General features: G+C 36.5%; 15 protein-coding genes. 10 read left to right on the top strand and 5 right to left on the bottom strand.

Annotation, left to right across the window (positions count from 1 at the left end; all coding sequences use genetic code 11):
• The first annotated feature begins 223 nt into the window (after nt 1-223).
• The 5 genes from V7127_RS24985 to V7127_RS24965 all read left to right on the top strand — a co-directional run bounded on the left by V7127_RS24985 (nt 224) and on the right by V7127_RS24965 (nt 3,766).
• Nucleotides 224-2,293, top strand: a complete 2,070-nt coding sequence (locus V7127_RS24985) for a transglycosylase domain-containing protein (RefSeq protein ID WP_335354102.1) — start codon at nt 224-226, stop codon at nt 2,291-2,293.
• A 171-nt stretch (nt 2,294-2,464) separates the two neighbouring features.
• Nucleotides 2,465-2,659 carry a hypothetical protein gene (locus V7127_RS24980; protein WP_335344211.1) on the top strand — a complete coding sequence of 65 codons (195 nt, stop codon included), beginning with the start codon at nt 2,465-2,467 and terminating at the stop codon, nt 2,657-2,659.
• A 103-nt stretch (nt 2,660-2,762) separates the two neighbouring features.
• Nucleotides 2,763-2,897 (top strand): hypothetical protein, encoded by a 135-nt coding sequence (locus V7127_RS24975; RefSeq protein WP_335344210.1) that lies wholly within the window; start codon nt 2,763-2,765, stop codon nt 2,895-2,897.
• A gap of 81 nt (nt 2,898-2,978) precedes the next feature.
• Nucleotides 2,979-3,416, top strand: a complete 438-nt coding sequence (locus V7127_RS24970; protein ID WP_335354101.1) for a peptidylprolyl isomerase — start codon at nt 2,979-2,981, stop codon at nt 3,414-3,416.
• Between the two features lie 158 nt (nt 3,417-3,574).
• Nucleotides 3,575-3,766, top strand: coding sequence for a YbxH family protein (locus V7127_RS24965; protein WP_335490823.1), 192 nt, complete (start codon nt 3,575-3,577; stop codon nt 3,764-3,766).
• 59 nt (nt 3,767-3,825) lie between these two features.
• On the opposite strand, the gene V7127_RS24960 is transcribed toward V7127_RS24965, so the two are convergent.
• The 3 genes from V7127_RS24960 to V7127_RS24950 form a co-directional block, all read right to left on the bottom strand.
• Nucleotides 3,826-4,944: a GerAB/ArcD/ProY family transporter gene (locus V7127_RS24960; RefSeq protein ID WP_335348210.1), complete on the bottom strand. Its 1,119-nt coding sequence runs from the start codon at nt 4,942-4,944 to the stop codon at nt 3,826-3,828.
• Nucleotides 4,945-4,956: 12 nt separating this feature from the next.
• A complete protein-coding gene (locus V7127_RS24955; protein ID WP_335348209.1) occupies nt 4,957-5,190 on the bottom strand; it encodes a hypothetical protein in 234 nt (77 codons plus the stop codon).
• Between the two features lie 91 nt (nt 5,191-5,281).
• Entirely contained in the window at nt 5,282-6,880 is a 1,599-nt protein-coding gene (locus V7127_RS24950) for a spore germination protein (RefSeq protein ID WP_335348208.1), read from the bottom strand.
• Nucleotides 6,881-7,019: 139 nt separating this feature from the next.
• Here V7127_RS24950 and V7127_RS24945 point away from each other — a divergent pair, with 139 nt between their 5' ends.
• From V7127_RS24945 to V7127_RS24930, 4 genes are all read left to right on the top strand, one after another.
• Nucleotides 7,020-8,222: a Ger(x)C family spore germination protein gene (locus tag V7127_RS24945; protein WP_335490820.1), complete on the top strand. Its 1,203-nt coding sequence runs from the start codon at nt 7,020-7,022 to the stop codon at nt 8,220-8,222.
• A gap of 220 nt (nt 8,223-8,442) precedes the next feature.
• Entirely contained in the window at nt 8,443-9,408 is a 966-nt protein-coding gene (locus V7127_RS24940) for a S8 family peptidase (protein WP_335345447.1), read from the top strand.
• Between the two features lie 118 nt (nt 9,409-9,526).
• Nucleotides 9,527-10,030, top strand: coding sequence for a G/U mismatch-specific DNA glycosylase (gene mug / locus V7127_RS24935; protein ID WP_335345446.1), 504 nt, complete (start codon nt 9,527-9,529; stop codon nt 10,028-10,030).
• Between the two features lie 30 nt (nt 10,031-10,060).
• Nucleotides 10,061-10,381, top strand: coding sequence for an MGMT family protein (locus V7127_RS24930; protein WP_335345445.1), 321 nt, complete (start codon nt 10,061-10,063; stop codon nt 10,379-10,381).
• 56 nt (nt 10,382-10,437) lie between these two features.
• Here V7127_RS24930 and V7127_RS24925 read toward each other — a convergent pair whose 3' ends face one another.
• Nucleotides 10,438-10,689, bottom strand: a complete 252-nt coding sequence (locus V7127_RS24925; RefSeq protein ID WP_335490818.1) for a DUF2533 family protein — start codon at nt 10,687-10,689, stop codon at nt 10,438-10,440.
• 259 nt (nt 10,690-10,948) lie between these two features.
• Between V7127_RS24925 and dacB the strand changes: the two genes are divergently transcribed.
• Nucleotides 10,949-12,433: a D-alanyl-D-alanine carboxypeptidase/D-alanyl-D-alanine endopeptidase gene (gene dacB / locus V7127_RS24920; RefSeq protein ID WP_335490816.1), complete on the top strand. Its 1,485-nt coding sequence runs from the start codon at nt 10,949-10,951 to the stop codon at nt 12,431-12,433.
• Nucleotides 12,434-12,472: 39 nt separating this feature from the next.
• Here dacB and V7127_RS24915 read toward each other — a convergent pair whose 3' ends face one another.
• Complete coding sequence (locus V7127_RS24915) at nt 12,473-13,003, bottom strand: YceI family protein (RefSeq protein ID WP_335345442.1); 531 nt, start codon at nt 13,001-13,003, stop codon at nt 12,473-12,475.
• Nucleotides 13,004-13,341 lie beyond the last annotated feature (338 nt).

Below are 13,341 nucleotides of genomic sequence, written 5' to 3'. Positions count from 1 at the left end.
CCTTTTACGTATTGCGGCGGTTGACTGCACGCCACATCGTGCATTCCAAAATTGGAGTGTCAATCCGTCTTACGCAATTAGCTCATCGCAATATAGACTATAACATAATTCACTGACATTGGCAATCCCCATGATAAGGAAGAATCTTTGCGAAATAATCGTTAAATTTGTATAATATTTGAAGCTTATAAAAAAGCATTCAACTAGTAAGTAGGGAGATATAATGGAAAAATTACAACCATTTTGGGAAGCAATTAGACGATTCTGGCGTAATAAGCATATAACAAAAATAGCGATGTTAGTTATACTAACGGTTATATTAGGAACGATCCTTTTCTTTGCCTTTATAGCGGCAACCGCAAATGTTGAAACTTTAAAGGAAGGTTTAAAGCAATCAACTGTCATATACGATAAAAATGAGGAAGTCGCAAGCAGCTTGGCAACGAATCGTTCGGAAGGGATTGCCATTGAAGAAATGCCTGACTATGTCAAAAATGCTGTTGTTGCAATTGAGGATGAACGATTTTACAAGCATAATGGGTTTGATGTGAAGGGAATAGCCCGAGCCTTCTTTAAGAATATTTTTGCCGGCAGAATAACAGGTGGAGGCAGTACGATTACCCAGCAGCTTACGAAAAATGCTTTGCTTTCATCTGAAAAAACGTATAAGCGAAAAATTGAAGAATTATTCCTTGCTGTTGAAATTGAAAAGAAATACAAAAAGGACGAAATTCTGCAAATGTACTTAAATCAAGTTTATTTTGGCAGCGGCGCTTGGGGAATTGATCAGGCATCCAATAAATATTTCAATAAAGGGGCAAAGGACTTAACTATTAGTGAGTCTGCCCTTTTAGCTGGATTGTTACAGGCGCCTTCTGCACTAGATCCGTTCAGAAATTATGACCGAGCAATAGAGCGGAGAAATGTTGTCCTTGGAAAAATGAAAGAACATGACATGATAAGCGGTGACGAATATGAAAAAGCCATCACAGAAACGATCCAATTAAATGAAGGAAAAGGCAGCTTTATCGAAAGAAAATATCCATATTACGTTGATGCAGTCTTAGATGAAGCCATTCATAAATATGGCTTAACACAGGAAGAAATTTTTACTAGAGGATACCGAATATATACCGAAATGGACCAAAATTTACAGTCAGGGCTCGAAAAGGTATATGAAAGTGACTATTTATTTCCACGTGGACGAAATGGAGTGCTTGTTCAAAGTGGAGCAGTTCTTTTAGACCCGGCTTCTGGCGGTGTAAGAGGACTTGTAGGCGGAAGAGGCAGCTATGTATTCCGAGGCTTTAACAGAGCCACACATATTAAAGCACAGCCTGGATCAACCTTAAAGCCTTTAGCTGTTTATACTCCTGCACTTGAAGAAGGCTATCAGGCTACATCCATGCTTAAGGATGAACCAATGTCCTTTGAAAAATATAAACCAGAAAATGCGTCAAAGAAATATTCCGGTGAAGTTCCAATGTATAAAGCAATAGAGGAGTCTCTAAACGTTCCTGCCGTTTGGCTACTCGATCAAATTGGTCTTGAAAAAGGAATTGATTCGCTGAATCGTTTCGGAATTCCTTTAGAAAAGGAAGATGAGTATTTAGGTATTGCATTGGGCGGCATGCACAAAGGAATTTCCCCATTAAAGCTCGCTGAGGCTTATTCTACATTTCCAAACGGGGGAAAACGAAAAGATGCACATTTAATTACAAAAATTGTTGGCCCGACAGGTAACGTGATTGCTGAAAGAAAGAAGAAAACAGTGAAAGTAACTTCAAAAACCGTAGCCAATCAAATGACATCGATGCTTCTAAATGTCGTTGAATCCGGAACAGGAAAAGGAACAAAAATAAATGGCGTCCAGCTGGCGGGAAAAACGGGATCCACTCAGCTGCCTTATAAAGATATAAACGGAACAAAGGATCAATGGTTTGTTGGATATACTCCAAATTTAGTTGGGGCAGTATGGCTTGGCTATGATCAAACAGATCGGGAACATTATCTATCAAGCAGCAGCTCCAAAACTGTTGTCCCATTATTTAAATCTATTATGGAAAACTCTATCCCCTATGTTGAACAAGCAGAATTCTCCACGAAATCTGTAAATGAAAAGATGACCGAAAAAGAGTTTCAGGAAGAAGTTGAAAAGACGATTAAGGATTCCGCAGAAAAAATTAAAGAAGAGCTTCCAATATGGAAAGAGAAGCTTATGGATGGTGTGCATGAGCTAGAACAATTTGGGGAGTTCCTTAAAGAGAAATGGAAAAGCATGATGAATAAATAGAATTCAAAAACCGGGGAAACCCGTTTTTTTTCGACAGGAAAGAATACTCTCATTTTATTAATGGTATAATCAAAATAGCTTTGCTAGCAATTTGATAATAGTCGATATCAAACTGCTAGCAAACAAATAGCATTCGCTATAACACTTTCAAACAGGAGGCACATTCGCACTATGACTGCTGATAAAAGAATTCAACTGAATGTCCGTATAGCAAAAGAAACCTCTCGAAAATTGGATGAAATTGTCCAATATTATCAAGAAAACATGAAGGTTGGCAGGATCTATAAAGGAGATGTTTTGTCGGATATAATAGAAAAATCCTATGAGATCATGAACAAGCAAAAACAGATGAATAAAAAGTTTTAAAGGCGTCTAGGAGACTTCTGCTTTACAATTCTTATTTTATTCTTGGTAGAATATTGTCAAAATAGTTAGAAATGGATAATATTTAATTAAGGATGGTGATATTATGCGGCCTAGAATCCGTAGAAGAGGGATAAATCTTGAAGATTTTAAATTTGGTCTAACAACCATTTTTCTGCATGTATCATTTTATGGATTAATCATTTTTATTTTAGTATTATTTATTGAACTATTTAGTTAAAACAAAAAGCATCAATTACTTTTATTTAGGTTATCAATAATGGTATGATAGGAATTGATTTTTACAGAAGGAGATGATTTTATGTCGAAAAAAGGATACATATTAATGCAAAATGGGGAAAAAGTGGAGTTTGAATTATATCCAGATGCAGCACCTGGAACAGTTGCAAACTTTGAAAAGCTTGCAAATGAAGGCTATTATAATGGACTAAACTTCCACCGTGTAATCCCTGGATTTGTAAGTCAAGGCGGATGCCCGCATGGAACAGGAACAGGTGGCCCAGGCTACACCATTAATTGTGAAACAGAAGGCAACCCTTATAAGCATGAAGCGGGGTCATTTTCAATGGCACATGCTGGACGCAATACAGGGGGAAGTCAATTCTTTATCGTTCATGAGCCTCAGCCACATTTAAATGGAGTTCATACTGTTTTTGGAAAAGTGACTTCAGGTTTGGACACGGTATTAAAAATGAAAAATGGCGATGTTATGGAGAAAGTTGAAGTTACAGAAGCATAAAATTCGATTGAGAAAGAGCCTAAATGGCTCTTTTTTTTGTGAACTTGGCATTCTTAATTTGCAAATTTATAAAATAAATTGCCTGCAAAACTTAAAACCGATTTATTTTTAGAATTGAGTTCATACTAAAGGAAAATTGCAATAAGGAGATGACATAGATGGGTGCTATTGAAAAAAATGGATATCAATTTCAAGCTGAATATAGTGTCGTTAATCAGGATGGAGCCATCCATGTTTATAAAAATGGAAAATTCGTTGAGGAAATTCTATTTGAGTTTTCTGGAAAATTCCCTGAACATAACTTCATTGAAGAGCTAGTCAACCACTATTGCTTTGAACATGGTATTTAAGGGACAGGGGGCGGTCCATAGTCCCTTAAATACCTTGTAAGCGAATGATTAAGTTTCACTCACATTACATTTTTTGAACTTTCCTTCGTAAATTTTTTTCGAATCAATGCTCCTCCTAATATGAATAGAGGTAAAAATCCTCCAATTGTTAATGAGAAAACTAGATTAATTCCATTATCCCAATTTTGCTGTTCTACAACATTTGGAATCATTATTGAAGCAAAAGCAACGGCGATCATAGCTAAAGGGAGAGTGATTGGCCGGTAATCCTTTAAATTTAATACTTGAGCAAGCCCTAAACAAGTCGCATAAAAATAAATCAGCATCTTAAAATAGGTCGTCATAATCCACATAAATGCTATGACGGCTTCAATTCTCTGCAAAAAACCGCCTATGTTAATTTTTTTGGCTAATGCATACCCCGGATATAAATTTCTAATAGTCGTGTCAACACCAAGAACCATTGTAGATAACAATGTAATAACAAGAACGACAAAACCTCCTATTAATGTACCAATAAAAAATGATTTTTGCGCTTTTTTCGGCTCATTTACATAGGCAGGGTATATCATTAATAACACAACCGCATTAAAATAGTTAACATCAAGTAAATGTAAAACTGGCAGAAATAAAGGTTTTATACCGTTTTCCATTACAGGTTGAATGTATTCTAACTTTATTTGTGGTGCAACAAATAGTAACATTAAAAAAAGCAAAATAAAGGCAATAATGTTGATTTCCGCAGTGCGTGAAAATGTTTCCAGTCCAAGACGTACTGCCATTACTAAAATAACAGCTAACATAATATGCAACACTTCTATTGGTGTTTCTGGCATGAGGTTTACTGTAATAAAAGTTCCCGAATAAAATAAAAGTTCTACCGTATAGACGAATGGCATTGTAAGGAACAAAAGAGAAATTATTTTCCCAAGCCATTTACCGAGAACTTTTTCATTGACTTGTACAAAGTTCAGATTAGGATAAAAGCCGGCAATCGCAGTAAATAACCATACAAATAATAGCCCAACCCCTATACTAATTATGACTGCAATCCATGCGTCTTGCCGTGCATAAGAAGCTAAGAATGATGGGGTTACTAAAATACTCGTCCCTATCGTAAAAAAGATCACTAACACTCTAAATTGCCGAACCGATATTTTTCCCTTTTCAAGCATCATTATCACCTAGATTCATATCAGCAGTTCATTAACAAAATCGCTAAATGGCTTAAAAATAACAGCAAGCCCTTGCAAAGGGTTTGGAATATAGAGATGTAAATTATATGCAATGCTTAATCCAACACCAATTATCAGCAAAATCGAAAATACCCAGCTTTCTTTCTTTAACTTATTTTTTTTAAGATAAGGTACTTCAATAGCAATAATAATAATGGCTATAACAAAAATCCCAATAACCATTAACATAGGCAGGCTCCCCTCAGTTGTAAAAGATACCCATTCATTGTTTTTTTAGAAAATCATAGCTTTAAAAAGTCCTTTCAACACCGAAGGCAATTTATTCATTTTGTTCTGGGGGCTTCGGAGCTTGAGACTCATCTCTTTTTATATTTTTCTGACTGATTAAACGGGGGCGCGAAAATAAACCCCATCTTGGTAAGCGCAAGATTGCATCCTTTTGATCTTCTTGAATATATGGACCAAATGGGGACATAAAAGGAATCCCAAAAGATCTTAAACTGCATAAGTGAAGTGTAAGAGCGATCAATCCGATGATCAATCCGAATAAACCGAACGAAGCTGCTAATGCCATGAAAGGAAATCTCAGCATTCTAATGGAAATGGACAAATTATACGAGCTAACAATAAAGCTTGAAATGGCTGTAATTGAGACGACAATAACCATGGCAGCAGAAACAATCCCAGCTTCTACAGCTGCTGTCCCAATCACTAAAGTTCCGACAATCGATACGGCTTGCCCAATCGCCTTTGGCAATCGCAATCCAGATTCCCGTAATATTTCAAAGGTAACCTCCATCATTAACGCTTCAACGAAAGCTGGAAAGGGAACACCTTCTCGTTGTGCTGCTAATCCGATTAATAATTGTGTCGGCAGCATCTCTTGATGAAAAGTTGTAATCGCAATATAAAGGGAAGGGCCTAACAAAGCGATAAAAAACCCAACAAACCGAAGCATCCGAATAAGAGTCACAATATCAGCCCGGTTATAATAATCGTCAGGAGCATGGAGAAATTGAACGAACAAGGCAGGGACTAATAGCACAAAGGGAGTCCCGTCAACAAGAAGGGCAACACGGCCCTCTAAAAGGCTTGCTGCAACAACATCTGGACGTTCTGTATGATAAATGGTGGGAAAAGGTGTATACGTTTCATCTTGAATTAATTCTTCTATATATGCGCTATCTAACATGCTGTCAATATTTACTTTGTCAAGGCGACTCCTTACTTCTGCCACTACTTTATCATTTGCAATTCCGTTTATATACATGAACGAAACCGTCGTCTTTGTTTGTTTTCCAATTTTTTTCGTCTCTAGCCATAGGTTCTGATTATTAATTTTTCGGCGAATTAATGCGGTATTCGTCCGTATATTTTCCGTCAGGGCCTCCCTTGGTCCGCGTATTGCGTTTTCATTCGTTGGTTCTGAAACGCTGCGTTCTTTTCCTCCCTTCATTCCTACCGCAAAACCTTTTGAAAATCCTTCGAATAAGAGAATGACATGCCCTGATAATAGAGAATCAAACAAGCTGTTATAGTCTGATACATCTGAGATTTCTCCAACTGTAAGCACTGTCTCTTTAAAATAAATAAGGAGATCTTCAAATTCTGTAGTATCAATATTGAGTTGCGGCAAATCCAGCATTAAAGATTCCATTATAAAGTTTTGATTTGCTGTACTATCGATTAATCCATCCGTATAAATGATTCCTGCTTTTATTTTTTGTTCTTTGCCGAGGCGAATCTCACGGGTGATAATATCATCACTGTTACCAAGCGTTTCTTTAATTTTTTGAATATTTCCAGCTACACTCTCGTTTAATTTATTATTTTGAACCTCTTTTTGTTGTTTCTTATTTTGTGCAGCTGAGATACGGTTTGGTCTTTGCTTTTTTGCTGATTGTTTGAAAAATCCCATAATGAGACTCCCATCCTTATTTCTAATTTATTGTTGAAATGGCAGGAAACTCCTCTATAAATATTTTGTACTTATTTTGCTTAAAAAATCCATGATTCGCAGAGTATATAACTATTATGAAAGATTTAGGAGGTTACTGATGAAACGAAATATTCTAATTATGATCATATTGATTAGTTTCCTCATCATTCTTTCTGGCTGCTGGAATCGAAGAGAATTAAATGAGCTCGCAATCGTGATGGGGATGGGAATTGATAAATCAGAAGATCAATTTGTGGTGACAGCACAAGTCGTAATTCCAGGAGAAATCGCAAAAAAGGGAGGAGGCGGAGGGAAAACTCCAGTAGTCGTTTATCAAGAGAAAGGCGAGACAATATTTCAGGCAATCAGGAAAATTACAACAGAATCACCTCGAAAGTTATATTTTGCACACCAGCGGATTTTAGTGTTAGGGGAAGAATTTGCAAAAGAAGGGATAGGTAAGGCGTTAGACTTTCTATCAAGGGATCCAGAGCTGCGAACTGATTTTTATATCGTTGTAGCAAAAGATTCTAAAGCTGGAGATGTTTTAAAAGTTTTAACCCAATTAGAAGATATACCTTCAAATCAATTATTCTCGTCCCTTGAGTCTGCAGAGAAAGCATGGGCACCTACTGTTACAGTAACATTAGATAAGCTTATAACAGACTTAGTGAGTGATGGGATTGACCCGGTGTTAACTGGAATCACCCTTAAAGGAGATGTGAAAACGGGAGAAACGAAACAGAATATAGAGGTTACCAGCGCTCCTACTATACTGAAATACAATGAAATGGCATTATTTAATAATGATAAACTAATTGGCTGGTTAAATGATCAAGATAGTAGGGCCGTTCACTATGCAACAGGAAAAGTGAAAAGCACCCTTGGCGTGATTCCTTGTCCAAAAACAGGAAAAATAGGGATAGAGGTAATGAGGACAAAGGCTGATATAAAAGCGAAGGTTAAAAACGGAGAACCAAAAGGCAGTATAAAAGTTCAGATAGAAGGGAATGTAGCTGACGTTGAATGTCGTGGCCTTGACTTAAAAAAAACCAAAACTATTTATGATCTAGAAAAGATAAGTGAAAAAGACGTTAAGGAAAGCATTCAATCTGCCATTGAAGTTACCCAAAAGGAGTTTCAATCTGATGTTTTTGGGTTTGGAGAAGCACTCCATCGCTCTGATCCTGCCTATTGGAAAAAGGTAAAAAAAGAATGGGGCCAAAAATTTTCGGAGATGCCAGTGACCGTAGAAATTGACGTTAAGATTCGCCAAACCGGAACGATTGGAAATTCTCCTCTAAACGAAATAGAAGAGTAATTTAGCTTGTTTAGGCATACTGCCTGTTAGATTAATTAATTTTTTTAAATCTAAAAGTTAAAACTAAGTAAATACTCCTACTAATGGCAATAAAACTATGCAAAAACAGTCCAAACGAATCTATTAAATTGAATTCAGAATTATTAAAATGTTATTAACACCTAGAACCGGCTTCAAATTTATCTCTAATAAAAGCGGTAACGCTTAAGGAGGGAAAGAAATGGAGCATTTAGTTCGTGTTATTCCTTTTAAGCTGATGAATCTAGCAGATGGGGCAAATGAAATTCCGAAAGGGGTTGAATTAATTCAAGCACCAAAGATTTGGAAAGATACGAAGGGAAAAGGTGTAACTGTTGCGGTTTTAGATACAGGCTGTGAAATAACTCATCCTGATCTTAAAGACCGTATTATTGGCGGAAGAAACTTTACAAATGATGATAAAGGAAATCCAGATTTATTCATGGACTACAATGGGCATGGAACCCATGTAGCTGGAACGATTGCAGCAGTCGAGAATAATAATGGAGTGATCGGTGTAGCACCAGATGCAAGCTTGCTGATCGTAAAGGTACTAAATAAAAATGGATCTGGTCAATATGACTGGATTATTAAGGGCATTCATTACGCTATTGAACAAAAAGCTGATATTATTTCGATGTCACTCGGGGGCCCAAATGATGTGCCAGAGCTTCACGAAGCCATCAAAAATGCGGTAAACAATAATATTCTCGTTGTTTGTGCCGCTGGGAATGAGGGAGATGGGGATGACGCTACAGACGAATTTGCTTTCCCTGGATCTTATAATGAAGTTATTAGCGTAGGAGCGATAGATCTAAAGCGCCGATCATCTGAATTTAGTAATTCCCACAATGAAATCGATTTAGTAGCACCGGGTGAAGAAATCCTTTCAACCTTTTTGAATGGAAAATATGCCACTTTAAGCGGCACGTCTATGGCTGCACCCCATGTCTCAGGTGCGCTTGCTTTAATAAAAAATTTATCCTTTCAGTATTTTGAACGGCAGCTTTCTGAGCCAGAGCTTTTTGCACAATTAATTAGAAGAACGATTCCTTTAGGATATTCACCGAAACTGGAAGGAAATGGTCTTGTATATTTGACAGTTCCCGAGCATTTGGCAACTATTGTTGAACAGGAATTTAAAACATTCATAGTAAACTCAATATAATATCTAATTGAAAAGCCTGATTTCAGGCTTTTTTTTATCTCATCAATTTCTTATAAAACCTGAATTATGCTATCATTTAATGATTAATACAATTCATTGATGATAGAAGGTGTATGAAATGAAACCAATAAATGATCATCTAAAAGAAAACCTACATCTAGTATTTGTTGGCTTTAATCCAAGTATCCGTTCATCAGAAACCGGCCATCATTTTGCCAATCCGAATAATCGTTTTTGGAAAATTCTTCATGAATCAGGTTTGACCCCAAGGAAATTTGCTGCAACCGAGGATTATAAAGTGCTAGATTTAGGTTATGGAATGACAAACATTGTGCCCAGACCAACGAAGGCTGCAGATGAAATTACGAAAGAAGAATATGAAGCAGGTAGAATCGAGCTTTTAAGAAAAATAAATGATTATAAACCGAAGATTGTCTGTTTTGTCGGAAAGGGAGTTTATCAGGAATTTAGCAAGAAAAAGTCCATTCCTTGGGGGAAGCAAGAGGAATCAGTAATTCCCGGCACAATTGATTTTGTTGCACCGTCATCTAGTGGGTTAGTTCGAATGAAAATAGAGGAGATTATTCAAATTTATTCTGAGTTGCCTAAGCTGCTATCTTAATTATGAAATGAATCAAAGGGAGATCAACAAGTGGAAACGTTTACGGAAAAAGCCATACTTATCATTAAAAATATCCCAGCTGGAAAAGTGATGACTTATGGGCAAATTGCGAAGCTTGCAGGCAGTCCGAGAGGGGCAAGGCAAGTAGTAAGAATTCTGCACTCCATGAGCAAAAAACATCAACTTCCTTGGCATCGTGTGATCAATTCAAAAGGGGAAATTGGTTTAAAAGATGATGAGCATTATTCAGTTCAAAGACTTTCTTTAGAGAGTGAAGGGGTAGAATTTAAACTGAATGGAACGATTGATCTAAATCTTTATTTGTATGAACCAAACCTTAACTATTATTAAAAGAAAAAAGGAGGTTTTTCTAAATAGAACCTTCCTTTTTCTCTACATCAAATAGACTATTTCGTTCTTCCTGCATATTCTTCAATTATTTCAATCGTCACATGCTTCCTTGCAGGTATAATTCCCTGTTTAGCTAGGTCGTTAATCCTCGCTGTCACTTCATTTATTTTATCTGCTGTGAAGGGTTTACCTTCTCTGCAATGTTGAAGAGCTTGTTCAATATAATATTCCCTTTGCTGATTTAAAGCCATAAATTCAGTAATCCGCTTGTTTTGTTTATTGACATGCTTCGTTATCTCTTTATGCACACTCGTGCTATCACTCTCCTTATTCCATATACCATAACAGCTTTGCTAGTTGCGTTAAGAGAAAAATTACTCTTTTACAAGAATTCATTTTTATTAAAATTTATTGAAATTCTGTTTGATTTCATACTGATCAATTTAGCAGAATACAATAAAATATTGAATGAAAAACACTACTTTTTCCTCATACTGGAAATAGAGGGATTCACCTTTCAAAGAAGAATTGTATTAAACATAAAATAGAAGAAAGGTGTTGAAATCATTGAAAAATCCAATGAAATTTAGTCTTAGTTTTTTATTGATTTTCATGCTAGCGATCGTTCCTCAAATAAACCCAGAGAAACCGGTCGTTCAGGCAACTGAAGAAGGAGGAGCACTGGTTCAGGAACTAAATCAGCTCCTCAATAATGATCCTGACTTAAAAGGAGCACTAGCTGGTGTAAGTGTTCGATCAGCCGAGACAGGAGAGTTGCTGTATGATCATATTGGAGATATTCGCTTAAAGCCTGCCTCTAATATGAAACTGCTAACCGCTGCAGCTGCTCTATCAACATTAGGGGAAAATTACAAATTCTCAACTGAACTGCTTACTGACGGTTCTGTAAAAGGGGTAACATTGCAAGGAAATCTCTATCTAAAAGGAAAAGGAGATCCGACATTATTAAAAGCGGATTTCGATCAATTTGCAAGGAAGATTAAAGATTTGGGAATCGGTATTATTCATGGTGATTTAGTTGCTGATGATACGTGGTATGATGATATCCGCTATTCTATGGACTTAACTTGGAATGATGAAACTTATTATTATGGAGCTCAAGTTTCAGCTCTAACGGCTTCACCAAATGAAGATTATGACGCTGGAACCGTTATTGTTGATGTAAATCCAGGGAAAAATACAGGTGTAGAACCTATTGTTACACTAGAACCAAAAACGGATTATGTAAACATTATTAATAACGCCAAAACAGTTGCCAAAGACGGGAAGAAAAGCATTTCAATAGAACGTCAGCACGGGACAAATAATATTATTATTGAAGGCACCATTCCATTAGAAGCGAGCAGAGCGAGAGAATGGATGGCTGTATGGGAGCCTTCAGGTTATGCACTTGATTTATTCGAACAATCACTATTAGAGCAAGGAATAAAATTAAATGGGAAAGTGCGAACAGCAGCTGCACCTGAGGGAGCAAATGTATTAGTCAGTCACCAATCAATGCCATTATCTGAATTACTTATTCCTTTTATGAAATTAAGCAATAATGGACATGCAGAAGCAATAATAAAAGAAATGGGCAAGGTTGTTAAAGGAGAAGGCAGCTGGGATAAAGGCATTGAAGTGCTGAAAGAGGAGCTTATCAAATTAGGGATTAACACTAACACACTCGTTCTTAGAGATGGCTCTGGTATTTCCCATGTGAATTTAATACCTGCAAATGAAATTTCCAAGCTCTTGTTTGCTGTTCAAGACAAGGAATGGTATGAAAGCTATTTGACATCATTGCCTATTGCAGGGGCGACTGATCGAATGGTAGGAGGAACACTTCGAAATCGAATGATTAATTCTGTTGCACAAAACAAAGTAATGGCGAAGACTGGCTCCATTTCTACTGTCAGCTCATTATCTGGTTATGTGGATACGAAGAGCGGCGAAAGACTTATATTTTCAATTGTTTTAAATAATTTAGTTAACGGTTCAAAGGGGAAAGTAATCGAGGATAAGATTGCAGTTATTTTAGCAGAACAATAGATTTAAAAAAGCGGATCCAATTGGACCCGCTTTTTTATATTAAGCTTTAGCAGCTTGAACGTCTAATGAAATTTTCACCTTATCCCCTACAAGGACACCGCCTGTTTCCAGAGCAGAGTTCCAAGTTAAACCATAATCACTGCGCTTAATAGCTCCTTCAACAGTGAAGCCAACCTTATCGTTGCCCCATGGATCTTTACCTGTACCTTCATAACTAACCTCAAACGTTTCCGTTTTCGTTACTCCGCGAATTGTTAAATCGCCAGTTACATCATATTCGCCATCACCATTATTTACAATCTTAGTAGATTGGAAGGTCATAGATGGGTTATTTTCCACATCAAAGAAGTCACCTGAACGAAGATGGTTATCACGATCAGCATTACGTGTATCAATGCTTGCAAGATCAACTGTAAATTGAATGTTTGCTGACGTTAAGTCCGTAGGATCTGCTTCAATCACTGCATCGAATTGATTAAAAGTTCCTTTCACATTCGCAATCATCATATGCTTGATAGAAAAATCAACGCTGCTGTGTGCTGGATCAAGGGCCCATTTTGAATTTGTCATTTTAGTTTCCTCCTAATTTTCGCTTGAATTTATTTTATTTGAATTCGAGATAACTTAATTCTAAATAAATTATATGAACACTTCCTCTATTTGTCAATAAAAAAATTTAAAATATTGGCCTTTTTCATGATTTATTATGGGAAGTGTTACAATAACAATAATGAATTGGAAAGTCTAACTGAATGAGGGATAACATTGAACCAATTGGAACTAACCTACCGGAATGCTGTTGAAAATACAAAAGCCAAAATTTTAAATGATATAGCATTATATTTGGGCAGTAAAGATAAGATGCCAGCTTATGAAGACTATGTTTTAGAAAGAAGTAGCTATATTAA

It is taken from the genome of Bacillus sp. JJ1773 (genome assembly GCF_036962035.1).
Lineage (GTDB): Bacteria > Bacillota > Bacilli > Bacillales > Cytobacillaceae > Cytobacillus.
Note: the sequence above shows the minus strand (reverse complement) of the source record. Positions and strands in the feature narration are given on the sequence as shown.

What these genes read in the sequence shown, in the direction of transcription:
- V7127_RS24985 (WP_335354102.1), top strand. Translation starts at nt 224, where the DNA reads ATGGAAAAATTACAACCATTTTGGGAAGCAATTAGACGATTCTGGCGT.
- V7127_RS24980 (WP_335344211.1), top strand. Translation starts at nt 2,465, where the DNA reads ATGACTGCTGATAAAAGAATTCAACTGAATGTCCGTATAGCAAAAGAA.
- V7127_RS24975 (WP_335344210.1), top strand. Translation starts at nt 2,763, where the DNA reads ATGCGGCCTAGAATCCGTAGAAGAGGGATAAATCTTGAAGATTTTAAA.
- V7127_RS24970 (WP_335354101.1), top strand. Translation starts at nt 2,979, where the DNA reads ATGTCGAAAAAAGGATACATATTAATGCAAAATGGGGAAAAAGTGGAG.
- V7127_RS24965 (WP_335490823.1), top strand. Translation starts at nt 3,575, where the DNA reads ATGGGTGCTATTGAAAAAAATGGATATCAATTTCAAGCTGAATATAGT.
- V7127_RS24960 (WP_335348210.1), bottom strand. Translation starts at nt 4,944, where the DNA reads ATGATGCTTGAAAAGGGAAAAATATCGGTTCGGCAATTTAGAGTGTTA.
- V7127_RS24955 (WP_335348209.1), bottom strand. Translation starts at nt 5,190, where the DNA reads ATGTTAATGGTTATTGGGATTTTTGTTATAGCCATTATTATTATTGCT.
- V7127_RS24950 (WP_335348208.1), bottom strand. Translation starts at nt 6,880, where the DNA reads ATGGGATTTTTCAAACAATCAGCAAAAAAGCAAAGACCAAACCGTATC.
- V7127_RS24945 (WP_335490820.1), top strand. Translation starts at nt 7,020, where the DNA reads ATGAAACGAAATATTCTAATTATGATCATATTGATTAGTTTCCTCATC.
- V7127_RS24940 (WP_335345447.1), top strand. Translation starts at nt 8,443, where the DNA reads ATGGAGCATTTAGTTCGTGTTATTCCTTTTAAGCTGATGAATCTAGCA.
- mug (WP_335345446.1), top strand. Translation starts at nt 9,527, where the DNA reads ATGAAACCAATAAATGATCATCTAAAAGAAAACCTACATCTAGTATTT.
- V7127_RS24915 (WP_335345442.1), bottom strand. Translation starts at nt 13,003, where the DNA reads ATGACAAATTCAAAATGGGCCCTTGATCCAGCACACAGCAGCGTTGAT.